Origin of the sequence: Paenibacillus agri, from assembly GCF_013359945.1 — a bacterium.
Lineage (GTDB): Bacteria > Bacillota > Bacilli > Paenibacillales > Paenibacillaceae > Paenibacillus_AQ > Paenibacillus_AQ agri.
This window is the reverse complement of record NZ_JABWCS010000221.1, coordinates 33,050-56,429: the sequence shown is the minus strand read 5'-3', so window position 1 is coordinate 56,429 and position 23,380 is coordinate 33,050. Positions and strand designations below refer to the sequence as shown.

Sequence of the window (23,380 nt, the reverse complement as noted above, 5' to 3'; positions counted from 1 at the left end):
AGTGAAGTTATATTAATGCTTGGCAGTATTGGATTCCGAATCTGTAATCAACTTCATTTGCTCAGGGTAGCCATAGGTACCATGCTCACTGATATCCAGTCCCATCAACTCTTCCTCTTCCGTTACGCGGATTCCATTCACCAATTTCATAACATACAAGATGATGAAGGACAGTACCGCTACGAAGACGAATGTACCAACTACGCCAAGGATTTGAACACCGAGCTGATGGAAGCCACCGCCGTAGAACAAGCCCGCTTGACCAACACCCACCGTCTCAGCCAATTCAGGTGTTGCGAACAAACCAGTGGATACCGCACCCCACACTCCGGCAAGGCCGTGAACAGAGAATGCATAGATCGGATCATCCAGACCTGCACGCTCCAGCCATTGTGCTGTCATGAAAGTGAAGGCGCCTGCTACAAAACCGATCAGAATTGCAGCCCAAGGCTCAACGAAGGCACAAGCTCCTGTAATAGCTACCAATGCCGCCAGCACACCGTTCAGCATTGCCGGGATATCCGATTTACCGAAATACAGCCAGGAAGCGATCAGTGCTGCCAAGCCGCCGGCTGCGGCTGCAATGTTGGTAGTCACTGCTACGTGTCCGAAGAAACCACCCATTGGTGACAGAGCACTACCAGGGTTAAAGCCGAACCAGCCGAACCAGAGAATAATAACGCCCAGGACAGTAAAGACTTGGTTATGGCCCGGGATAATGACCGGTTTGCCTTCTTTATTGAATTTGCCAAGTCGCGGCTTCAGCAATATTGTAGCCACTAATGCCGCAGTTGCGCCCGTCAGATGGACTACAGTGGAACCTGCATAATCTTGCATTCCCAGGGAGGACAACCAGCCACCGCCCCATACCCAGTGGGCAACTACCGGATAAATGACTACTGAGAAAATAATACCGAAGATAATATATACGCTAAGTTTAGCACGTTCAGCCATACCACCAGATACGATGGCTAGCGATACCGCTGCAAAGGCCATTTGGAACAGGAATTTAATATTCAGAGTTACATCAGAGCCAGCCAGGGAATCAAAGGAAGCTGCTGTGCTGTCTCCTCCATAAAGGAAGCCTGTTGTACCGAAGAACCCGTTACCATTTCCGAAGCCGAGTCCGAAGCCAACAGCCCAGAAGCAAAGGCTTGCGATCGCCAGCGTCAATACTGTTTTACCAGCAACGTGACCCGCGTTCTTCATTCTTACCGAACCAGCCTCCAGCAGTGCAAAACCGGCTTGCATAAAGAATACCAGAATAAAAGCCAAGAAGGTAAATGCTGTGTCGAGCCCGATTTGCAATTGCGGACTAGTCGGACCATCTGCTGCAAACGCACTTACCGGATAAATCATCAGTGTTATCATGGCTAACACCATAACCAGCCATTTCTTTCTCATTGTTCCCCACTCCCCTAATGTTATATTTTCTAACAAGTTGTGAAACTCTTAATGTCATTATAAGCAGGAGTGAGGTAAATTGACAAGGGTATTTTTAAACTTTTCATCATTTATTTTATAACCGGCTTTTAATGCACGAACTTAAGATATGGAGATCGCGAAACCAATAACGTTTTAGAATAACGCGAAACATACATTCGTCTTTAATGTAACCGTATCCAGTAAATTGCTGTATCCGATCAACAATTTAAGTGTTTTTAATGATTATCACAATTAATAAATCCGCATTGTTCGTGTTTATATAGCCACCATCTATGATATCTTAGACCTAACATTATATGTTAGGTTAACGCTTTTTCTATACATTTCTATAGAAGTAAGCGATGACTCCCTCCTCTTCCTACAAAGCTGACATAAGAAGTATTGAACAGATCACCGCTTAATTCATGTCAGGTATTTTCGTCTCATGGCACGCATATACTTTAGGTAAGCATCACGTTTGACTGTACGGTTTACAGTTTGTTATCATTGTAGAGACAGGTTTGAGATTGCCAAATATAAGGAATGACTGCCACAACACGGTTGTCTGATTCCCAGCAGCGAGGTGAGTTAACATTGGGGATATGACCCTGTATCGAATTGGAGAGTTGGCCAAATTTGCCGGCATTAGTGAACGTACGATTGATTATTACACCAAGTTAGGGCTTATTTCTCCGGAGTCGCGGAGCATGAAGAATTATCGTTTATACAGTCATGAAACCTTGGCCGCTTTGGAACGTATTAATCAATTGAAGCATGACAAGTATACATTGGAAGAGATCAAGATCATGATGAGCAAATGGAAAACGGCCGCTCCAGAAGCGGATGTATCCGATAAGCTTGTAGAGCTGGAGCTTCACATGCAGCGGCTAGAACGCGAAGTCAAAGCCCTTGAACCAATGATCAGTGGATTGAAGCCCGGGCAGGCGAACAGAGCTTTGTCCGCACTTCTCCCTCAGGGCGTGGCCTGTATTGAAGCAATACGACTTCTCCTGACCCACGGACCGCCAATGTAAGTAGCTTGTTCACACAACACTCTGGAGGAATGACATATGATGATGTACTTATTAGTAATTGTTGCTTTTCTATTCTCGTTATGGGCCCAGTTCAGGGTCAAAGGCACGTTCAACAAATGGTCTAAGGTGGCTACCGCCAACGGAATGACAGGATACGATGCCGCGCGTCACATGCTGGATTCCAATGGACTCAGCGATGTTCCTATCGAACCTGTTCGCGGCGCTCTATCCGACCACTATGATCCGATCAACCGCGTTGTGCGTCTGTCGGAACCTGTATACTATGAAAGCTCTATTTCCGCCGTATCGGTGGCTTGCCACGAGGTTGGCCATGCGATCCAGCATAAAGTGCACTATCCGATGCTGGCCTTGCGTCACCGGATATTCCCGGTAGTTAACTTTGCTTCCGGCATCGCTCCTTTCATGCTGATCGCCGGATTCCTCTTCAGCTCTTTCAATCTGATCGGACTGGGCATCATTTTCTTCTCAGCTTCCGTAGCTTTTCAATTGATCACCTTGCCGGTCGAGTTCAACGCCAGCAACCGTGCCCGTCAAGTCATGGTTGAGCAAGGCTACATCCGTAACGATGAGGAACATGGTGTTGCTAAGGTTCTAAATGCCGCAGCTTTAACGTATGTGGCAGCAGCACTGGTATCCCTGCTTGAATTGTTCCGCTTGATCGCTATCTACCTCGGCAATCGTGACTAAGATCTGATCTGCCATCCTTTTAAGGGATGTCCCAAATCCCGCATTCGCGGGAGGGGACATCCCTTATTTATGTTTATCAACACACAAAAAAACCTCTCTTGTTAAAATGGTGCGTCATCAACCATTTCTAAAGAGAGGTTTCTTTAACTCTTCTATCTACTCAAGATACAAAATCAGCCTACTGGAGCTCCCGAATGCTTCAGCCTAAAATACGATAGCAAGAAGGTACGGAAGGAGCGAGCCACAAGCGGCAGCTTGCCGTCAGTCCGGTGAATCAGGCCAACCGTTCTAGTAACAACAGGTTCAACCACCTTCACCTGTGCCGGCTGAAGCGGGTTCGTCTGGAAAAGCGCCATCTCCGGAAGCAGACTCACACCCATTCCAGCCGCAACAAGACCGCGTATGGTGTCCGTCTCACCGCCCTCAAAGGCAATCTGCGGCTTGAACCCTGCCTGAAGGCATGCCTGCCAGACAATTGGCCGTAGAGAGTACCCCTGACTGAATAGAACGAACTTATCATCCTTCAGCTGATCCAGCCGAATGACCGATTCCCCGGCAAGTGGATGATTCTGCGGAAGAATTGCGAACAACTCCTCCGTCATCACGATATCTCCTGCCAGATGGTCATTGCTCTCCGGGAAAGGCGAGATAAAGGCCAGATCTACTTCACCCATCAGCACATCCTTGATTAGCGACGGGTAGGTCCCCTGTTTAAAACGAAACTTGACATGGGGATAATGCTTGCGGAACTCTGCTACAATACTCGGGATAAGATGCGTGCCCAGGCTATGTGGAAATCCTATACGAATCTCGCCCCGCTCCGGATCCAAAAACTCGTGCACCTCCGCCACCGAACGCTCCAGCTCCTTGAGTACGACCTCTACCCTCTTACAGAATAACTGGCCCACCGGCGTTAGCTGCAGGTTGCGCCCTTTCTGCATGAACAAGTCCACACCCAATTCCTGCTCCAGCTGATGAATCTGGCGGCTGACCGCAGATTGAGCCACATGTAGCTCTTCCGCCGCGCGGGTGACGTGCTCCTTTTGAGCAACCTTGAGAAAATATTGCAGCTGTCTTAGCTCCACGCTTGTCATCTCTCCTGTCTTCGGCTTCTTTTAAATACGCGAATAATCAGTCCATAGAGGAAAAAGCCGGCGACCAAACCGCCGATATGCGCCACCCAATCTATCTTAGGAACTGCAAACGTCATAATAAGACCCGTCAGCAGAAGCCCATAGAGGGTCTTACGCGATCCTTCATCCATCATTGTTCTCTGCATAAGGGCAATGTATAGAAACGCCCCATATACAGCGTAGATTGCGCCTGAGGCACCTACCGAGACCCGCCACACGTTGACATCGGGAGTGCTTAGCACGATTGACATTACATTAGCCAACACACCCCCGCCTAAATACAGCAGCGCATACCGCCACCAGCCGAGTAGCCGTTCCAATGGAGGAGCAAACACCAGCAATGCAAAACTGTTAAAGAATAAATGAGAAAAACCGTTGTGCAGGAAAACCGCAGCTCCGTAACGCCACCACTCTTCCCTGTAAGGTCCATTATCCACGATTGCTCCGTAATGCACCAGGGTATCCAGATTCGTTGATCCCCCATTAGCTGTTAAAACTACGAACATGACCACATTCGCCAGAAGCAAAAGCGTAGTCACCGGATAATACCGGACATAGCTTCGCCAATTCTCATACCGTATGAAAATCATAATCATCCATCCTTTTATACAAGTTATCCTGTTGGACATTCTCCCTTTAAAAAGATTATAATTTATTGTGGCAGTAACATTCCAATATGCCCATTCGAGGAGGAAACAAGGATATGACGCAAGAAAGAACAGGCGTGGCCACTTTAAAGGGCAGCCCCATCACACTTATCGGACCCGCACTGAAAGCCGGCGACCAAGCACCGGACTTTGTACTCAGCAAGAATCTTGTAGAAGAGGTATCCCTCAGTGATTATGCTGGAAAAATCAAGCTAATCAGCGTTGTCCCTTCTCTGGACACTGGTGTGTGCGATGCACAGACTCGCCGGTTCAATACTGAAGCTGCTGAACTTGGCGATGATGTAGTCATTCTCACTGTCAGCGTAGATCTGCCATTTGCCCAAGCCCGCTGGTGCGGCGCTGCTGGCATTGATCGTGTAATCACACTTTCCGATCACAAGACTGCTTCATTTGGTGAAGCCTATGGCGTTCTCATTAAGGAACTCCGTTTGGACATGCGTTCCATCTTCGTGATCGACCAGAACGATAAGTTAACTTATGTAGAATACCTGAGCGAAATGGGCGAGCATCCAAACTATGAAGCTGCTATCGCCGCTGTTAAAGAGCTTCTGTAAAGCTTAGCGCAGGACAAACGCACGTATGCACTTTATTATTTGTGAAAAAAGCGGCAGAAGGCCTCCCTTCTTCCGCTTTTCTTATGCGAGTATCTCTCGAAAACGCATACAATCCCCAAATGGAATTGTTATTCGGCTATGCCGCTGTTCTCAATCCACTTTATATTTGCCAAGCTTCTTGTCCAGCGAACCATATAGGCGCTGAATTACGCGGTAATTGCCGCCGAGGTCACCCAGAGAACCTCTGGAAGCGGAATATATATCAACTGCACAGCGCACCGGCGTCGTATTGAGTACCGAGACGGTGATATCAAGCGTACGGCCTAAAGCTGTTTTTTTCTCTAAAATAATTTCTCCGACTGACTCCACCTCATGCAGCACTTTATAACCCGGAATTTTTTTTAGTGTTGCGGATACTTCTTCCCAAGCCTTGTCCTTCTGCAAATTGTAGTAACGCGTCTTCAATGCCGGATCTTTTGCGCGGTCGCTTGTTCCATCATGGCTGCGGAACAAGCCGACCAAGGTTCTTTTCAACGACAAAATACTTCCCCCTCTTCAAGTCCCATGTTCATTAGTATAAGTGTAACACTCTTGCCTCAGGAACAAAAGAGCAATACTCACTTTCTGAATGTTCGCACAAGACAAGAAAGCGCCCTATCCGCAAAATACGGAAAATAGGGCGCCTGTCATAACCATTGGAAAACCCGCCTATGCCGTCCGGCCACAGTGTCTTCTGAACCTGCTAGAGCAGGTGGGTGATCGCAGAACTCGCTTTTGAATTCCCCAGGCCATATAGGCGGGGCCTTTCAGCCACGTTTCAATTTTGATCTCCCGAGACATTGTCATTGGTTCAAAACAACGAGCAGCCATAACGTACATCGCAGGATTTAGAACTATTATATTGCGTTTTGACGAAAATGTAAACCTGTATGCGCTTTAAATTATAACGGTTTAGAAATTTCGCCAGTTTTCCGCAGCGTTAAGCGATATTGACTTATATCCGTTTCGTATCTCTATCGTTTTCGTCATCAAGCTTATCTGCCCCCGATTCGCCCTCTTCTTCAAGCTTACGGGCTTCTTCCGCTTCTTGCTCCTTCAGCTTACTTTTCTCAACTTGCATTTGCAGCTTGTTATAGGTGGCATAGAAGTTAAAGAAAGCAAGCATGGCTATCAGCGTAGGAATAGCAATAAAGTACAAGGCAGGATACTTCAGACCTATATACGCCAGTAGCCCCGCTCCGATCAAGGTCATGAAAACACGAATCGGACGAGCGACGGTCAGCAAAAACGAGTTGATGACAACTTGTTTGAAGGTCATTTGATAGTGAACTACGATCGAGAAGAAATTAAACATGGACACGAATAAAATAATCATCAGCACCAGCATCAAAATGCCCACAATTTTGAAGTTGGACATTTGCGTCATGTATACGGTCACATCAACGTACATAATGACGATCAGCAGCGTATAGATCAGGCCGCCAAGCATGCTTTTTACATAATTCTCTTTATAACCCTGGAAGAACGTACGGAAAGTGCTGACATCCGTATTTCCCATTACCCATTTGCGCACAACCGTGAATAATGCGGCCGTAGCCGGAAACACAGTAAACGGTGCGAAAATGCCCATTGCCCAATTCAAGGTCAGCTGTTCATTGGGACCGCCTGTGCCAGTACCCAACATAATAATTTTCATAACAGCTGCAAACAGAAACGGAATTGAACAGAACGCCCATAAAATATTACTGAACGCAATCCGTGAAATCCATTCTGTGATGCGGTATAAACCACCCATTGCTCCTTTAAACTCCAATTTCCCTTCCTCCTGTCTGTCTCGCGCATACTGCGTATCTTAACTATACCCTATTTGCCCCGTTCTTTTCCAGCGCCCAAGTTTTTGAGTGATAGGTTATGGTCTATACCGTCAAGGTAATAAGACCATATATTAGAGACGTAACCAATTTAATCAACATTTTAAAGGAGGTATTCCTATGTCCTCACCTGTTGGCTACGGAGGCTGGACTTCCACCGGCACAATTCTAGTTTTGTTCATTCTGCTCGTTATCATCACTCGCACATTCATCTAACCTGTGCCAGTTGATTACTTGGAGCGTCTATATCGTCCTGCGGACAAATAGCCGTTCTCCTGACAACGATAAGCAATTTATTACCACAAAACTCTTGCTTATACAAAAAAGACGGGACCCGCGTAGCGGTGTCCCGTCTTCTTCATATATTCAGTCATCAGCGGTTGCTGCTGACCTGGTCAGCTTAAGCGTCGAAGGAAGAATCCTCACGTTTTACAGCTGGACGTGTGCTGGTAGTGCTGCTGCTTGGGCGAGTAGAAGGTCTGCGCTCACCGCTGCGGGATGCCGAGGAATCACGGCCTGCTGCGTTGTCGCGGTTACCTTTGTAGCCGCCGCCGTAGCCGCCATTGCCACTTCCGTAGTTGCTGCTGTAGCCACCACGGCTGCTTCCGCCGCCGTTGTTGTCACGGTTGCCACGGTATCCACCGCCGCCGCCGGAACCACCACCATAGCCGCCACGGTTGCCGTAGCCACCGTTAGGCTTGCGTCCGCTGCGAATATCGTTCTTGCCACCGCGACGTTTCACGCGGATCGGATCTTCCGGAGTCAATTCGATTTCGGAATCCTTCTTCTCTCCAGTCAGAAGCTTCATTGCCGCAGACAGCAATTGTACGGAATCGTATTGTTCCAACAATTGAATGGCAATGCCTTTATATTCATTCAGCTCGCCATTCTCCACCATATGAAGAAGACGCTCTGCAGTAATGCGTTGCTTACCTTCAATTGCCTCAGCCATAGTTGGCAATGGCTTGCGGGTAATACGGTGACGAGTAACACGCTCAATCAGGTGCAGGTGATCCATTTCGCGTGGAGTCACGAAAGACCATGCTGTACCTTCCTTACCTGCGCGACCAGTACGGCCGATACGGTGTACATAGCTCTCAGGATCTTGTGGAAGGTCAAAGTTGATTACATGGGTTACGCCGGATACATCAAGACCACGTGCTGCCACGTCTGTAGCTACCAGTACATCAATGCTTCCGTCACGGAACTTACGCATAACGGCATCACGTTGATTCTGGGAAAGGTCACCGTGAAGTCCATCAGCGGAATATCCGCGCTTCTGGAGAGCTTCAGCCAATTCATCAACCCGGCGCTTAGTGCGTCCGAATACGATAGCAAGGTCCGGAGACTCCATATCGATCAAGCGGCTTAGCGCTTCGAACTTTTGACGTTCAGGAACTTCGATGTAGGCCTGGTCGATCAGCGGTGCGCTGATTTGCTTAGGAATAACCGACACGTGCTGCGGGTTCTTCAGGAATTGCTGAGCAAGACGTTGGATGTTCGGGGGCATAGTAGCAGAGAACAACATAGTTTGACGCTCTTCCGGAACAAGCTTGAGGATGGACTGGATGTCCTCCATGAAGCCCATGTCCAGCATTTCATCTGCTTCGTCAAGGACAACAGTCTGTACATCGTCCAGACGGATGGTTTTGCGGTTAATGTGGTCCAGGAGACGTCCTGGGGTACCGATAATGATCTGAGGTTTCTTCTTCAGCCCGCGGATTTGACGGCCGATATCTTGTCCGCCATAGATCGCCAGGGAACGAAGTCCTTTGAAGCGGGTCAGTTTGCCGATTTCCTCAGCTACCTGGATAGCCAATTCCCGCGTCGGGGTCATTACAAGTGCGAGAATTTTCTCATCTTCACGGTTGATTTTGGAAATGAGGGGAATACCAAATGCAGCAGTCTTACCAGTACCTGTTTGTGCTTGACCAATTAGGTCCGATCCGGTCAATGCCAGGGGAATCGACTGTGCTTGAATAGGTGTTGCTTCCTCAAATCCTAGCTCTGTGATTGCCTGGAGAACTTTTGGCTCCAGGCCGAATTCTGCGAATGTTTTCAAATTATTCATGCTCCTTCTATACAGTGGACATTCCACATGCTTGTCTGTATTCTTAAGTAGCGGTAAACACATTTATAGGCTGTCCAATCATGCCAGAATCTCTGCATGGTTAACGCGTACCTGGGACGAAAAGCCGTCCTATCATCAAGCGCTTCAAAATCGCCTGAGCAATTGTAGCTTCACATCCGAAGCAATGCAAAAGTACCATTGTAACGTCCTACTCAAGAATATCCTATACATTATATCACAAACATAAAGGGGAATACCAGTGTATTCCTTTCTTTCATGGTTTACAATACACACCAGAGGTGAATTTGCTTGTTAAAACGTATTGGGAGTTATGCAACAGTCATATTTGGATCTGCATTGATCGCCAGCGGCTTCAATCTTTTTTTGATACCGCACCGTTTGCTAAGTGGCGGCGTGTCAGGTCTGTCAATGCTCGTGGGGTATTTCACCCCATTGAACATCAGTCTGCTGTATCTTTTGTTCAACATTCCGCTGCTTGTAGCAGGATGGTTTCAGCTCGGACGACGATTCATCGTTCTCAGCATCCTCTCTGTCGCCTCCACCACATGGATGATGACACTGATTCCAGTAAGAGTGGTACCTTCGGATATGCTGCTTGCTTCTGTATTTGGCGGCGTGATAGTGGGCATCGGGAGCGGGATTTCCTTCCGCGCTGGCGGCTCGTCCGGCGGCTTCGATATTCTGGGCTCCATCATTACCCGCTACCGTGATTTTCCGGTAGGCACTATTATCGCGGGAATGAACGGTCTGGTCATTCTGGCCGCCGCTTATTTTGACAACAATTGGAACCTTGCTTTGGCATCCATGGTTTCGATCTATGTTACCGGTAAGGTGGTCGACATGATTCACATCAGCCATATCAAGGTAACTGTATATATTGTAACCAATCGTACAGAAGAGCTACTCAAGCAATTGCTCGTTCTGCAGCGAGGAGTTACGAAGATTCGCACCGAAGGCGCTTATTCTCACGTGGAAAAGGACATGCTAATGACAGTAACTACACGGTATGAACTTGCAGAGCTGAAACGCATCATCAAAACAACGGACCCGCAAGCTTTTGTCAATATCGTGGAGACTGTAGGCGTCATTGGTTCATTCCGCAAAAGGTAAATGAGAAACAATGCACATGCTTTAAATCTGTGGTATATTATAGTCACGCAGGACCCTTTATAATTTCATGAAGATTGTGCTTTACCTTCTTATTCCAAGCATCTCGTTTTTCTGGGTGAACCCTGAATTCAAGTTCAGTACCATTCGAAAAAGGAAGGGTGATTCTTGTGGAAATGGAAACGGTAAAATTGTCAGCAATCGTCATGAGATGGTATCCCGATATGATGCCGTTTCTCAAGCAGGACGAACTGAATTCGGTGATCGTGCTGCGCGACGGACTAAGTATTTTGGAACCGGCAGATGCCATGGACATCATCCATTACAGCATCTGTGAGCATCAGAACTCTGCGTATCTTCACTAAGCAAGCCGCAAGAACATTTTCTTGATTGTTGCCGCTCTGGATTTGGCCATGTGCTGAACCCGGGCGGCATTTACTTTTTAATAATCCGTTTAAAATCAATGCATCCCGTTTATAAACAGAAAAGGGCCGCTGCACAGGAACACATTGTCAGCAAGTTTATGACAAGTCTGTTCTTTTTGGGAGCAGCTGTTCCTGTATAATTCTAAGGAACGTACATAAAGGGAGAGAATGAAGAATGAACATCACCTGGGCTCTATTGATGATGACACTGGGAAGCGTAGGCATTCAGCAGGACCAGCATTCAGCCAATGTGACAGCCGCTTTGCAGGCCGCAGCTAAGAATCCTGCCATCATTGCACAAAACAGCACCAATCCGGGCCAGAATACCACAGGCGGAGAAAGCGTTGCCGCGTCGGCTACGCCAGCACCACAGACCGGTGGCCTGAATAGCGCCCCCCTTGCTGATCCTCAACCGGATGCGCCTAAGGTGAAAGGCATATATGTCACTGCTTACAGTGCGGGCGGCGCCCGTATGGAGCAGTTGCTTAACCTGATTGATTCCACGGAGCTTAATTCCATGGTTATTGATATCAAGGATGATGCCGGGTATATCACTTACAAGACGGACAACCCGGAGCTTCAGCAAATGGGTGAGCCTAAGCCATTCATCGGAGATATCAACAAACTCATGGAGCGGCTGAAGCAGCACCAGGTCTATCCGATCGCGCGAATCGTTGTATTCAAGGATACCGTGCTCGCCAAGAAGCATCCGGAACTGTCTTTTGTGAATCCGGACGGTACCATCTGGAAGAACAAGGGCGGCGACAGCTTCGTTAACCCTTACAATGAAAACGTATGGAAATACAACGTGGATATTGCGAAGGAAGCAGTTAAGCTAGGCTTCAAGGAAATCCAGTTCGACTATGTCCGTTTCCCCGAAGGCTTTGAGAAGCGTGCCGACACGCTGAAATACACCAAGAGCGACAAGGCGCGCATTGATATCATTGCGGATTTCGTAAAATATGCCAAGGCAGAACTTAATCCGCTCGGTGTTCGCGTCTCTGTTGATATCTTCGGCTACGCCGCTTCCGTCCCTGCTGCGGAAGGCATCGGTCAGGACTTTGTGAAGATCTCCAAGAATGTCGATGTTATCAGTCCGATGGTCTACCCAAGCCATTATACAACCGGCTGGTTCAGTGTTAAGGACCCGGACAAAGACCCTTATGCAACTATCAAGGGTTCTATGGTGGACACACACAAGAAGCTGGATCCGCTGGGCAGCTACAAACCTGTGATCCGGCCGTGGATTCAGGATTTCACAGCCAGCTGGCTTGGAAGCGGCCACTATGTGAAGTACGGCAAGCAGCAGGTAGAGGATCAGGTACGTGCCTTAAAAGATCAGAATGTTGATGAGTTCCTGCTCTGGAATGCCAACAACCGCTACACCGCTGATGTAAATTACGGAAAATAAGCTTACGGCCATTATTTTTTTATACGGAATCTGAATCAATTTATTTTATAATGTGGATTTCAATCCGAAATGGATTTATGAAATTGACTCAATCTGATAGTATATTCTTATTAAGGACCCGGCATCCGCCGGGTCTTTTGCCGGGAAGTTTGGCAAAAATCAACCGAAAAAATTATAGAACCCGAGGCAAAAACAATGATCCAAAGTCATTCTATTAAGCAAAAAATGGGACAATTCCTGCACATTCTGTTTCCGATTCTGGTCACCCAGATTGCGTTGTCCGCCATTACCTTCTTTGACACTAACATGTCCGGCAAGTTCGGCACAGCCGACCTGGCAGGCGTTGCTATCGGCACCAGCCTCTGGATTCCGATCCAGACCGGATTGAACGGTATTCTGATGGGGATCACCCCCATCGTTTCACATCTTGTCGGCAGCAAAAGAGACAACGAAGTCGCCTATAAAGTTACACAGGGCATTTGGCTATCCCTAATTGTCTCTCTTCTTGTCTTACTTATCGGCTTCTTATCGCTGTCACCAATTCTGAACTTCATGAATCTGGAGCCTGCCGTTAGAGATATCGCGGCCCGCTTCCTGGGAGCCATTTCTTTTGGCGTGATTCCTCTCTTCGGTTACACCGTCCTGCGGAGCTGTATTGATGCGCTCGGTCAGACACGAGTGTCCATGTTCATCACACTAATTGCTCTGCCAGTTAATGTAGGCCTTAACTATCTTCTGATCTTCGGAAAATTCGGCTTTCCGCAAATGGGCGGTGTCGGGGCCGGTGTTGCATCTGCGATCACATACTGGGTGATATTCCTTGTTGCGCTGGTCTTTATCTACCGGGCTGAGCCGTTTGTCGGGCTTAGATTGTTCCGCAAGTTCCATTTCATGTCGCTGTCTACCTTCAAGGAATTGCTTAAAATTGGTGTTCCTATTGGCTTCTCGATTTTCTTCGAAACTGCGGTCTTCTCAGCAGTGACCCTGCTGATGAGCCGATTCGATACGATGACCATCGCCGCCCATCAGGCAGCGATCAATTTCGCTTCGACCCTGTATATGATCCCGCTCAGCATCTGCATGAGCCTTACAATCCTTGTTGGCTTCGAGACTGGCTCCGGGCGGCTCAAGGACGCTCGTCAGTACGGGATTATCGGCATCGGCACAGCGGCGATACTTTCATTCGCAACGGCACTGGTGCTGCTATTCGCTGGCAATCATGTCGCTGGACTCTACTCTGATGAGCCGGCGGTTATCTCGTTGATCCAGCATTTCCTGATCTATGCGATCTTCTTCCAGATCTCGGATGCAATCGCCACTCCGACCCAAGGCGTGCTGCGTGGCTATAAAGATGTGAATCCCGCCTTTATCATCTGCTTTATCGCTTACTGGGTGATTGGCCTACCAGTAGGCTATGTGCTGGCGACTTATACCAATTTGGGTGCTTATGGCTACTGGATCGGACTGATCACCGGTTTGGCTATCGGAGCCATACTGCTGATGTCAAGACTGGTTATTGTGCAGCGCCGTTTTGCTGCCAAACTGGAAGCAGGCGAAGTATAAGCCTGCTGGAAATGAATGTACAAAGCAGCGATACACGTTGATAGCGTGATCGCTGCTTTTTCGTGTATGATGATAGTAACTTACATAACCTGATTGGTTGCTAAGTACAGGAATAAGATTAGTTTAAAAGCAAAATAGAAAGCAAGTTCAAATACAAGTTCGAATGCAAGCTTGAATGCAAGTTCGAGTGCTAGTTCGAGTGCAAGTTCGAGTGCAAGTTCGAATGCGAGTTCGAATGCAAGTTCGAATGCAAGTTCGAATGCAAGTTCGAGTGCAAGTTCGAGTGCAAGTTCGAGTGCAAGTTCGAATGCAAGTTCGAATGCAAGTTCGAATGCAAGTTCGAATGCAAGTTCGAGTGCAAGTTCGAGTGCAAATTCGAAGGGCTGAGGAGCTTTCCCCTTTCGCAATAGATAGTTAACTCGGGGAGGAGAAGTTGTTGATAAATGTAGTCTAATTCATCCCCATACCCCTATATGCTCAACTTCAGCCCCTTGCCTCCACCTTGGGTATAGTATAGTAGACAAACTCATCTCGCAGGGTACACAAAAATATTAAGAGCAAAACTGTATCTTAATTTTAGATGTAAACACACAAAACAGGAAATAAGGGCAGAAATGTATGTTAATTCTATACTTTTGTCCGAAAAGAGGCTGCACCTATGAAATTAACATGCAATATTGCGCTTATTTGCAAAATAATATGATTTCGCAGGAAATTAAGGTACAGAATTGCCCTTATTTCGATGCATTCGTGCTCCAGCCAGCTATCAGCAGTCTGCCACCTATCGCCAGCTATTGGAACACAAACTACAATCATCTTCCATCGGCACTTTTAAGATAGGGCACATACTTTGGAGTATGACTTAGTTATCAGCCACACAACACTAGTTCTAGCCATCAGATCCCACTACCTATATCAGCCGCCGCCCTCCTTTCAGCTCTACGGACATAGCTTAGTCTTTTCCATCGGAGTGATCCACATTTTTTTACATGGTGTGGTTTCCTAAACCAATAAAAAAAGGGCGAGCTTCGCTCACCCCACAAACAAATAATTCCTTATACTTTGAAAAAAGGAACAGCATGACTGCTATCCCCTTCGTTTAAACTCTTTGCTTCTTTGCTACCTAGCTGCTTAGCTTCTAACCCATAACTCCTTCGCTACCTGGCTGCTTAGATTCTAACCCATAACTCCTTCGCTACCTGGCTGCTTAGCTTCTAACCCATAACTCCTTCGCTACCTAGCTGCCTAACTTCTAACACTTAACTACCTGGCTACTAGCTGCTTAGCTTCTAACACTTAACTACCTGGCTACCTAACTGCTTAGCTTCTAGCCCTTGCTCCTTCGCTACCGAACTACTTAGCTTCTAACCCTTAACTCCTTTGCTGCTTAGCTTCTAATTGCTTGATCTCTAACCTCTAAGTTCCTTAACGCTCGCCCTGGTCCCTTATCTGCTCTTAACAAGCAGCTCTACCGCTTCCTTAATCACCTTGTCAGGCGAATGGCCCTGCTCCAGTTCTTCTTGAATACAATGCTGCAGATTGGAACCGATCACGGTCCCTACAGTACGGTCGACCGCTGTACGGATGGCCGTCAGTTGGGTAACAATTTCGCGGCAGTCCTTGCCTTCCTCCAACATCCCCAATACACCGCGAACCTGGCCCTCGATCCGCTTCAGTCTGTTTTTAATCGCGTTATCATACTCCATTACTTCACACATCCTTTAAATAAACAAGTTAACGCCTGCATCGTCGGCAGCGCCGAGATAACTGGCTACACCTCCAAAATCCACACCGTCCAGCAGCTCTTCCTTCTTAATCCCCATAATATCCATACTCATCGTACAGGCAATCATCCGCACTCCCGCATTCATAGCTCCCTGCATCAGTTGCTCCAAAGAGTCTACATTCTTCTGTTCCATCGCATGGCGGATCATCTTCGGCCCCAGCCCGCCCATATTCATCTTGGACAGCGGCAGGGATTTGCTGCCCTGTGGCATCATGAGTCCGAACATCCGCTCCATGCCGCTCTTCTCTACCGCAGGCGCCTGTATTTTTCGTAAAATGTTTAAGCCCCAAAAGGTAAAGAACATTGTCACTTGCTTGCCCATAGCCACAGCTCCGGTTGCGATAATGAAGGAGGCGATAGCTTTGTCCAAATCACCGCTGAACACAACCATGGTAGAACCATTCTTGTTCCCAGAACCTGATTCAGGGATCATTAACCGTCCATCTGGATTCTGAGAAGTATCCCGGCCTTTGCGCAGCACGGCAGTTACCTTCCCCTGAGACACATCCAGCGCTTCCAGTGTATTGCCTGTTTTGTGGCACCACTGCTCAATATCTGCGGCAAAACCAAAGTCTGTTGAGGTAACCTCCAGCTGGCTGCCTTCTTCCAGTGATTGTACCGTTTCATATACCTTGAGTATAGGCCCCGGGCATTGCAATCCGCAAGTATCCAGCAAGGTCAACTGCGTATTCGTCCCTATTGGATTATGGGTTACTGGAACCTCAGAGGGGTGCTCGGGTCCTAGCTGTTTGCTCTTTGCTTGAGTCGGACCACCGCCAGTCGGGCTACTACCTACTTCTGGGGATTGGGTCAGCCGCCCGGCTCGCAGCATTGAAGCATAGGTCTTGTAGCCGCCATCTACATTACGAACGCGATAACCATGTTGGCTTAACAAGCGTGCCGCGATATATCCACGCAGTCCAACCTGACAAGAGACCGCGATCTCCTGCTCGCGCGGAATCTCAGCCAACCGGCCGCGTAGCTGACCAAGTGGAATATGAATGGACCCTGAAATAGCCCCCGCCAGCAGTTCAGCCGCATCTCTGACATCAATGATCAGCCCGCCATTCCTGTGAAAAGCATCCACCTCATGCCACTGCAGCGTATCTACGAGGCCATCCATCAGGTTGGAGGCGATATAACCCGCCATATTGACAGGGTCCTTGGCCGATGAGTATGGTGGCGCATAAGCCAGTTCTATGTCGGCTAGTTCCTGCACATTCAGTTTGCCGCGGATGGCTGTGGCGATAACGTCGATTCTTTTATCCACTCCCTCCGCTCCGACGGCCTGTGCGCCATAAATTTCCCCCGTCTCTGGATTGAACAACAATTTCATAGAGATTGGCGAGCTTCCAGGATAGTACCCTGCGTGGGAGTTCGGGTGCAGATGAACCGCCTTGTACGGAACGTTAAGCCGGCGCAGCGTTTTCTCGTTGTTGCCCGTCGAAGCCGCTGTCAGCGCAAAGGTCTTGATGATTGCCGTACCAAGCGCACCCTCATACGCTATGGGCTTACCGTTGATATGATCAGCTACCAGTCTTCCTTGGCGATTCGCTCCCCAGGCGAGTGACACCATCGAAGCGAATCCATGATTCCAGTCTTTGACCTCGATGGCATCGCCCACTGCGTAAATGGCAGGGTCGCTGGTTTGAAGCTGGGCATTCACCTTGACCGCCCCACGGAATCCAAGCTCAAGCCCACAGGATTGAGCAAGATCGTTCTCTGGACTTACCCCGATTGCCATAATAACCATGTCCGTGTGCAGCAAATCTCCAGAGGTCAGATGCAATTCACGACCTGCAGACTTGAATTCCTTCACACCTTCCTTCAGCCGGATATCCACCCCATTAAGGCTCATGTGTTGCTCCACAAGGATCGCCATTTCAGGATCTAGCGGATTCAGCAGTTGTTCCCCCCGATCAAGAAGTGTAACCTCAACACCGCGTTCGCGCAGATTCTCGGCCATTTCCAGCCCAATGAACCCTCCGCCGATAACCGTCGCATGTCTAGGGTGACGCTCATCTACAAAGCCTTTAATCCTATCCGTATCCTGAACATTTCTTAGCGTGAACAAGTTAGCGGCATTTTCGATTCCCGGAATCTCTGGCATTATAGGCCTTGCACCCGGTGATAGCACAACGAGATCGTAAGCCTGTGTCCCTTCTTCACCCGTGACTGTATTGCGGAAGCGAATAAGCCTCTGTTCGCGGTCTATTGACGTCACCTCGGTCAGCACGCGTACATCAATGTTGAAACGGTCTTTAATCCCCTTAGGGGTCTGTAGGAACAATTTCTCCCGGGAATTAATGCTGCCCCCAATATAGTAAGGCAATCCGCAGTTAGCAAAAGAAACATGCTCGCCCCGCTCGAACATCACAATCTCGTCTTGCTCATTCAAACGCCGAAGCCTCGCTGCAGCGGAAGCCCCTCCGGCCACGCCCCCAATGATTACAATTCTTCTATTCATCTCTCATCCTCCTAGTATATACCCTATGGGGTATATACTATACGGGTGGGGGTATATTGTCAAACGTAAAATATCCAGTCCTCTTCAAGCGTTCTCACCAGAAATCACCGAATCTAACATCCTTAAGGGCCTCACCAAACATCGCCGAATCTAACAACTTCAAGCGTCCGCTCTAGAAATCAGCAGATTTCCCAACATAAAAAGCCCTGCGATCACCGCAGGGCTCATAAACTTCATAATTTCAATACACAATCATTGCCGTTCTTATTGAGAAAGACGGGAAGCTAATTCATACAACTCAACATTGAAGTCCTTCTTGCTATTGACCACCGTGTCAATGTCAGTCAGAACAAGCTCACCTTTGATGATACCGCATGCTTTACCGGATTCGCCATCCAGCAGTTTACGCACAGCGAAATCACCCAGGCGGCTTGCCAGGTTGCGGTCCGCTGGTGTCGGTGTACCGCCACGTTGAATATGTCCAAGCACAGTAACACGCGCATCCAAAGAGGAGTGACGGTCCTTCAGTGCCTGAGCAACATCTTCGCCCTTGCCTACGCCTTCAGCTACGATCACAATACTGTGTCTCTTACCGTTGACAAAGTTATCGCGCATACGATCAGCGACTTCATTCAGATCGTAAGGCATTTCAGGGACAAGAATAGTCTCCGCACCGGAAGCAAGACCCGCATGCAACGCGATATCGCCGCAGTGACGACCCATAACTTCAACGACAGAAGAACGTTCGTGAGAGGACATTGTATCGCGGAGCTTATTGATCGCATCCACAACTACACCTACTGCAGTGTCAAAACCAATGGTGTAGTCTGTGTAAGAAATATCATTGTCGATGGTTCCCGGCAGGGCCATCGTCTTGATCCCAAGCTTGCTCAGTTTGTTGGCACCTTGATAAGAACCGTCGCCGCCAATAACCACCAGGCCGTCAATCCCCATCTCGTTAAGGATATCCGCTCCCTTTTGCTGGCCTTCCGGCTTCACGAACTCCAGACATCTGGCCGACTGCAGGATGGTACCCCCGCGCTGGATGATATCGCCGACGCTGCGCAGATCCATCGGGAAGATATCCCGGTTCAGAAGCCCTTGGTATCCGCGTTGAATCCCAAATACTTCAATACCGAAATAAAGTGCGCTGCGCACTACTGAACGAACTGCGGCATTCATCCCTTGCGAATCCCCGCCGCTGGTCAAGACTGCGATCTTTTTAACTGTTGCCATTCTGATGTTCCTCCTTAAAATTGTGCGAAGGCCGTCTCTCTTGCGAGAAACTGCTCCACAAGCATTCCTAATACATGTGCTTGCGTATCCAGCGGCTGTTCACGAAGAAGAAGAGCCTCGTTAGCGGGCTTCCCTTCATCAGCCGTTTCGATACTGAGCGAACTTCCCGCTGTTCGCTAACTTTCGGATCGGATAAATACAATGCCAGCAAACCTTCGATGACCATGCGATGCATCGAGGTCTCGGGAAGATTCCGGACATCCTTGCGGGCCCACTCCACGATGGAAGCGATCCGATTCAACATGGTATCAGTGTCGTCATAATAATTGCAGAAATTGAGATCACCGCCGGCCCTGTCTTCATCCTGATCGATGAGGTAATCCAGCATAATGTGCAGACCGCACACATGCGGGAAATACGCCGCACGAATGGACGCCGACTGTGCCTTGCTCAGCTTGGGATCACATGAGGCCAGAAAAAGCATAAATACACCCAGGGTAGATCCTGTAGCCGCCGCAAACTCATTCCAATACAAATGAGGTGCGCGGCTGCCATGCTCCTCCCACCATTCCTTCAGGGCAGCTTCCCTGAGTTCCGGACGGATGTGCTTGTACACCTGCAGGTCTGTATACAATTTAGCCAAGTCGGCAATCTCATCCGCTGCAGCCGCATAACCCGGCAGCAGGGAAATCATCTCCTGGCATTTGCGGACCAGCCTGTGCAGATAACCGCCATCATTCTGTTCGGTGCGAAGCGCATAATAATTAACAAGCTCCGCTTGAGGATTGATAGCATCCAGCATCGACTGATGCAGCAGCCTGAAATCGGCAGGATCCAGTGAGGTACTACGGTCACATAAGTTGTCCAGATAATCGCTGATCGTTTGATAAGCAACAATAAGCGGAATAAGTATATGTCTCATCGATAAATTACCGGCCGCATAAATACCGCCGCCCTCGCAGTGAAACTGTTTAGTCTCAATGCTGGCCAGCGCTTGCTTCCGGAGCTCGGGATCGGGAATCCCTTCCGCATCTTGACGCCAGAAGCCCAGGCATGACCTAACTTCCGGCAGCACGTACTTGTAGACCCTCTTCATAAGTCCTATAGGACCTTTCGGGCTTAGGTAACGGCCTTGCTCAAATTCATTCAATGACAGTGCCTCCACATTGTTGTCTCCTTATCCAAATCATCATTATTATAATATGATCACCGTATTTGTACAAACAACAAAATCACTTTCACAAATCCTTGCAAGATTCAGAAATACCGCTATTTTCGTAAACATGGCTTCCTTCCTTTGTGCTATACTACTCGTATTTGATATTCGGAGGAGTGCAAAACATCATGTTTTCAGAACGGAGCGGCAGCGGTTCCGGTGAGCAGAACTGGCTGCGATCCTTTATGTTTACGGTTTTCGGCACCAGCGTCCTGGTTGTATCTTATTTCCCATTGTTCTATACCCATCTCGGCTTCAGTAGTTCGCAGGTAGGATACCTGTACTCTCTCGGACCGCTTATTTCAATTCTCTCCAATCTATTCTGGAGCATGATCAGCGACCGGCTGGGCACCATCAAGAAGATCATGGTCATCCTGCTGGCAGGTCAACTTGTTCTGGCGCTTCTTTTGGCGAGGGCAACGGAATTTTCATCGGTTATGATTATTTTATCCCTTTTCTATTTCTTCTATTACCCTGTTTTTCCACTTGCAGATACGATGGCTATCAAAACCGCAACCCGCTATGGACGAAATTTCATCACAATTCGGGTATTCGGTTCTCTCGGCTATGCCTTTTTCGCATTGACAGTAGGCTACGTACTCCGGGCTGTAGGCTCTTCCTGGAGCATGGCTGTCTGTATTGCTATAGTCATCGCTGCCCTGTTGATCACCATTCCCTTAAAAGATGCTAAGCGGGACCCGGCAGCACTGAAGAACAAGCCTGAGAAGAGTCATAAGGGCGGAAAAGGCAGTGGATTGAAAGAAATTCTGCTGCAAAAAGAAGTGCTGTCGTTCTTTGGTATCGTCTTTATACTTGCCCTGGGACATCGGATGAACGAGGCTTTTCTGACCATTAGCCTGAAGCAGCTTGGAGCTGGTGAGGAGATTATCGGCTGGGCGCTGCTTGCTTCCGCGTTAAGTGAAATTCCAGTTTTCTTTCTTCTTAGCAAATATGGAGAGCGGTTCAAGGAACTGCCTCTGCTTGTCTTTGCCAGTCTCATGTATGCTCTGCGCTTCCTGCTCATGTCCTACGCTCATGCTCCGCTGGCGATGGTAGCAATCCAGGCCATGCACAGTGTAACTTTTGGTGTATTTTATGTCACCTCGGTTCGTTACATCACACGGATGATACCCGATCATCTGCGGGCCACGGGCATGGCGCTCTTCACCATCGTCTGGTCGAGTGCTTCCGGGCTGCTCAGTGGAGCTTTCGGTGGAATCATCTATGAAAATGCCGGGCGCTCTACCTTCTACATGGTTGCAGCACTCTTCTCGATCCTTGCGTTTGGCGGATTTTTGGTAAAATACCTGCTGTCCTCCAACACAAAGTTTGCATCGGAAGCTTCCCTCAAGAAGCAGGCTGTTCAAACTCAGGACTCGCAACCACCAGGAACCGCTCCTGCGGAGAATTCCACACTATAGGGGCGTTCCTAGTGAGGAACCGCCTATCGACAAACAACCATACCCTGTGTCCTTCCATGAAGGGCGCAGGGTTTTTAACAAAATATAAGAATTTATATGTTCTACGCTATAAATTATCCTTATATTTCTCGCTGAAACGGATACCGCCCCTTAGCGGACGGCAAAGCCGTTTCTACTTGTCAGGATATATAACAAAAAAACACAGTCCCCGAGAGAACTGTGTGTTGTGTAATTCGTTGGTTACCACTTTTACAAGAGCTAGCCAAATAGATATATATTTCTCAGCAGACAGCAAGGCTGTCAGAACCGATTCTTATAGTTTTACTACGTTAGCTGCTTGTGGACCACGGTTGCCGTCAGTGATGTCAAACTCAACAGCTTGACCTTCATCCAAAGTCTTGAAGCCGTCGCCTTGGATTGCTGAGAAGTGAACGAATACGTCTTCGCCGCCTTCTACTTGAAGAAAACCGTAACCTTTTTCTGCGTTAAACCATTTTACTGTACCTTTCAAATGAACAACCTCCTAAAAATAGCGCCATATATGGCGTATGCTTACAGTATACTCCATTTTATTGTCCAGTGCAATCCATCTTTCCCTCGTATCCCTGAATTAATTTGCTTTTCCCTTCCCGGGTGCGTTATCATTGACCCAAAAGCCAAAAATCGCCAGGGTGGTAATGAAAATGATCAAAAAACACGAAATATACAAAACAGACAAATGGAACATGATGACGGTTGAGGTCCAAGGCCGCTATATCATCCTTCGGGAAATTTCCGATCAATGGGGTGAGGAAACTCATACCTTCATGAGCCGTCCGGCCATGATGCAGTGGGTGGGCAACCGCTTCAACAAAGAATCCTATAAAGACAACGAAGAAGAGTATAAGAAAATCATGGAAGCTTTCAAGCAGGTATAACGCGGATGAACACAGAGAATCTCACGATTTATACAATCGTTGTTCTATGTCTCGGCGCCGTGCTGATTATGTCCAGGGACCGGGTACCGCAGCGATTGAAGCGGGGGATGGCCCTGACAGCCGCCATTATGATTTTCCTGGCTTTTGTCTTCATTATTTACAGCTTCCTGGCATAACCTGCGCATAAGCGACGCCGAGATTACATAATCATGGTCCAGCTGGGCATATTAGGAACACCTTTTATTATAAGGAGGCTTCCGCATTGCCTGTTTGGACCCATACTCTCTCGTTACTGCTTGCGCTCTCTATTTTGCCGGGTGATTTATCATCCGCCATGCTGCCGCAG

At 48.2% G+C, this 23,380-nt stretch carries 23 protein-coding genes and 1 other RNA gene; 11 read left to right on the top strand and 13 right to left on the bottom strand.

Going from position 1 to position 23,380, the window contains the following annotated elements:
- Positions 1-12 precede the first annotated feature (12 nt).
- Positions 13-1,404 (bottom strand): ammonium transporter, encoded by a 1,392-nt coding sequence (locus HPT30_RS26915; RefSeq protein WP_175374363.1) that lies wholly within the window; start codon positions 1,402-1,404, stop codon positions 13-15.
- 623 nt (positions 1,405-2,027) lie between these two features.
- Here HPT30_RS26915 and HPT30_RS26910 point away from each other — a divergent pair.
- Positions 2,028-2,459, top strand: coding sequence for a MerR family transcriptional regulator (locus HPT30_RS26910; RefSeq protein WP_175374362.1), 432 nt, complete (start codon positions 2,028-2,030; stop codon positions 2,457-2,459).
- A 36-nt stretch (positions 2,460-2,495) separates the two neighbouring features.
- Entirely contained in the window at positions 2,496-3,167 is a 672-nt protein-coding gene (locus HPT30_RS26905) for a zinc metallopeptidase (protein WP_175374361.1), read from the top strand.
- Between the two features lie 173 nt (positions 3,168-3,340).
- On the opposite strand, the gene gltC is transcribed toward HPT30_RS26905, so the two are convergent.
- Both gltC and HPT30_RS26895 read right to left on the bottom strand, forming a co-directional pair.
- Positions 3,341-4,252, bottom strand: coding sequence for a glutamate biosynthesis transcriptional regulator GltC (gene gltC, locus HPT30_RS26900; protein WP_175374360.1), 912 nt, complete (start codon positions 4,250-4,252; stop codon positions 3,341-3,343).
- 5 nt (positions 4,253-4,257) lie between these two features.
- A complete protein-coding gene (locus tag HPT30_RS26895; RefSeq protein ID WP_175374359.1) occupies positions 4,258-4,890 on the bottom strand; it encodes a rhomboid family intramembrane serine protease in 633 nt (210 codons plus the stop codon).
- 113 nt (positions 4,891-5,003) lie between these two features.
- Here HPT30_RS26895 and tpx point away from each other — a divergent pair, with 113 nt between their 5' ends.
- Positions 5,004-5,522, top strand: coding sequence for a thiol peroxidase (tpx, locus tag HPT30_RS26890; protein WP_175374358.1), 519 nt, complete (start codon positions 5,004-5,006; stop codon positions 5,520-5,522).
- A gap of 150 nt (positions 5,523-5,672) precedes the next feature.
- On the opposite strand, the gene HPT30_RS26885 is transcribed toward tpx, so the two are convergent.
- The 3 genes from HPT30_RS26885 to HPT30_RS26875 form a co-directional block, all read right to left on the bottom strand.
- Complete coding sequence (locus tag HPT30_RS26885) at positions 5,673-6,062, bottom strand: DUF1499 domain-containing protein (protein ID WP_066371822.1); 390 nt, start codon at positions 6,060-6,062, stop codon at positions 5,673-5,675.
- A 157-nt stretch (positions 6,063-6,219) separates the two neighbouring features.
- A non-coding RNA gene (gene ssrS / locus HPT30_RS26880) (6S RNA) lies at positions 6,220-6,412 on the bottom strand.
- Positions 6,413-6,516: 104 nt separating this feature from the next.
- Complete coding sequence (locus tag HPT30_RS26875) at positions 6,517-7,335, bottom strand: YesL family protein (protein WP_175374357.1); 819 nt, start codon at positions 7,333-7,335, stop codon at positions 6,517-6,519.
- A gap of 178 nt (positions 7,336-7,513) precedes the next feature.
- Here HPT30_RS26875 and HPT30_RS26870 point away from each other — a divergent pair, with 178 nt between their 5' ends.
- Entirely contained in the window at positions 7,514-7,609 is a 96-nt protein-coding gene (locus HPT30_RS26870; RefSeq protein ID WP_042186834.1) for a hypothetical protein, read from the top strand.
- 184 nt (positions 7,610-7,793) lie between these two features.
- Here the strand turns inward: HPT30_RS26870 and cshA are convergent, their stop codons facing one another.
- Positions 7,794-9,455: a degradosome RNA helicase CshA gene (cshA, locus tag HPT30_RS26865; RefSeq protein WP_175374356.1), complete on the bottom strand. Its 1,662-nt coding sequence runs from the start codon at positions 9,453-9,455 to the stop codon at positions 7,794-7,796.
- A 318-nt stretch (positions 9,456-9,773) separates the two neighbouring features.
- On the opposite strand from cshA, the gene HPT30_RS26860 reads away from it, so the two are divergent.
- The 4 genes from HPT30_RS26860 (at position 9,774) to HPT30_RS26845 (ending at position 13,991) form a co-directional block, all read left to right on the top strand.
- Positions 9,774-10,595, top strand: coding sequence for a YitT family protein (locus HPT30_RS26860; protein WP_175374355.1), 822 nt, complete (start codon positions 9,774-9,776; stop codon positions 10,593-10,595).
- Positions 10,596-10,768: 173 nt separating this feature from the next.
- Positions 10,769-10,957, top strand: a complete 189-nt coding sequence (locus HPT30_RS26855; RefSeq protein ID WP_175374354.1) for a hypothetical protein — start codon at positions 10,769-10,771, stop codon at positions 10,955-10,957.
- Positions 10,958-11,192: 235 nt separating this feature from the next.
- Positions 11,193-12,428, top strand: a complete 1,236-nt coding sequence (locus HPT30_RS26850; RefSeq protein WP_175374353.1) for a putative glycoside hydrolase — start codon at positions 11,193-11,195, stop codon at positions 12,426-12,428.
- A 195-nt stretch (positions 12,429-12,623) separates the two neighbouring features.
- Positions 12,624-13,991: an MATE family efflux transporter gene (locus tag HPT30_RS26845; protein WP_175374352.1), complete on the top strand. Its 1,368-nt coding sequence runs from the start codon at positions 12,624-12,626 to the stop codon at positions 13,989-13,991.
- Positions 13,992-14,071: 80 nt separating this feature from the next.
- Here HPT30_RS26845 and HPT30_RS26840 read toward each other — a convergent pair whose 3' ends face one another.
- The 5 genes from HPT30_RS26840 to HPT30_RS26820 all read right to left on the bottom strand — a co-directional run bounded on the left by HPT30_RS26840 (position 14,072) and on the right by HPT30_RS26820 (position 20,630).
- The gene (locus tag HPT30_RS26840; RefSeq protein WP_175374351.1) at positions 14,072-14,398 is read right to left on the bottom strand and encodes a hypothetical protein; all 327 of its coding nucleotides are present in this window, start codon (positions 14,396-14,398) and stop codon (positions 14,072-14,074) included.
- 1,038 nt (positions 14,399-15,436) lie between these two features.
- The gene (locus HPT30_RS26835; protein ID WP_066371850.1) at positions 15,437-15,697 is read right to left on the bottom strand and encodes a metal-sensitive transcriptional regulator; all 261 of its coding nucleotides are present in this window, start codon (positions 15,695-15,697) and stop codon (positions 15,437-15,439) included.
- A gap of 15 nt (positions 15,698-15,712) precedes the next feature.
- A complete protein-coding gene (locus HPT30_RS26830; RefSeq protein WP_175374350.1) occupies positions 15,713-18,244 on the bottom strand; it encodes a CoA-disulfide reductase in 2,532 nt (843 codons plus the stop codon).
- A 264-nt stretch (positions 18,245-18,508) separates the two neighbouring features.
- Positions 18,509-19,480, bottom strand: a complete 972-nt coding sequence (pfkA, locus tag HPT30_RS26825; RefSeq protein ID WP_175374349.1) for a 6-phosphofructokinase — start codon at positions 19,478-19,480, stop codon at positions 18,509-18,511.
- Between the two features lie 67 nt (positions 19,481-19,547).
- The gene (locus HPT30_RS26820; RefSeq protein ID WP_175374348.1) at positions 19,548-20,630 is read right to left on the bottom strand and encodes a tetraprenyl-beta-curcumene synthase family protein; all 1,083 of its coding nucleotides are present in this window, start codon (positions 20,628-20,630) and stop codon (positions 19,548-19,550) included.
- A 194-nt stretch (positions 20,631-20,824) separates the two neighbouring features.
- Here HPT30_RS26820 and HPT30_RS26815 point away from each other — a divergent pair, with 194 nt between their 5' ends.
- A complete protein-coding gene (locus HPT30_RS26815; RefSeq protein ID WP_175374347.1) occupies positions 20,825-22,117 on the top strand; it encodes an MFS transporter in 1,293 nt (430 codons plus the stop codon).
- A 313-nt stretch (positions 22,118-22,430) separates the two neighbouring features.
- Here HPT30_RS26815 and HPT30_RS26810 read toward each other — a convergent pair whose 3' ends face one another.
- Positions 22,431-22,628 (bottom strand): cold shock domain-containing protein, encoded by a 198-nt coding sequence (locus HPT30_RS26810; RefSeq protein WP_019911834.1) that lies wholly within the window; start codon positions 22,626-22,628, stop codon positions 22,431-22,433.
- 172 nt (positions 22,629-22,800) lie between these two features.
- Between HPT30_RS26810 and HPT30_RS26805 the strand changes: the two genes are divergently transcribed.
- Complete coding sequence (locus tag HPT30_RS26805; RefSeq protein WP_066371860.1) at positions 22,801-23,034, top strand: hypothetical protein; 234 nt, start codon at positions 22,801-22,803, stop codon at positions 23,032-23,034.
- Between the two features lie 5 nt (positions 23,035-23,039).
- The gene (locus HPT30_RS26800) at positions 23,040-23,210 is read left to right on the top strand and encodes a hypothetical protein (RefSeq protein WP_175374346.1); all 171 of its coding nucleotides are present in this window, start codon (positions 23,040-23,042) and stop codon (positions 23,208-23,210) included.
- Positions 23,211-23,380 lie beyond the last annotated feature (170 nt).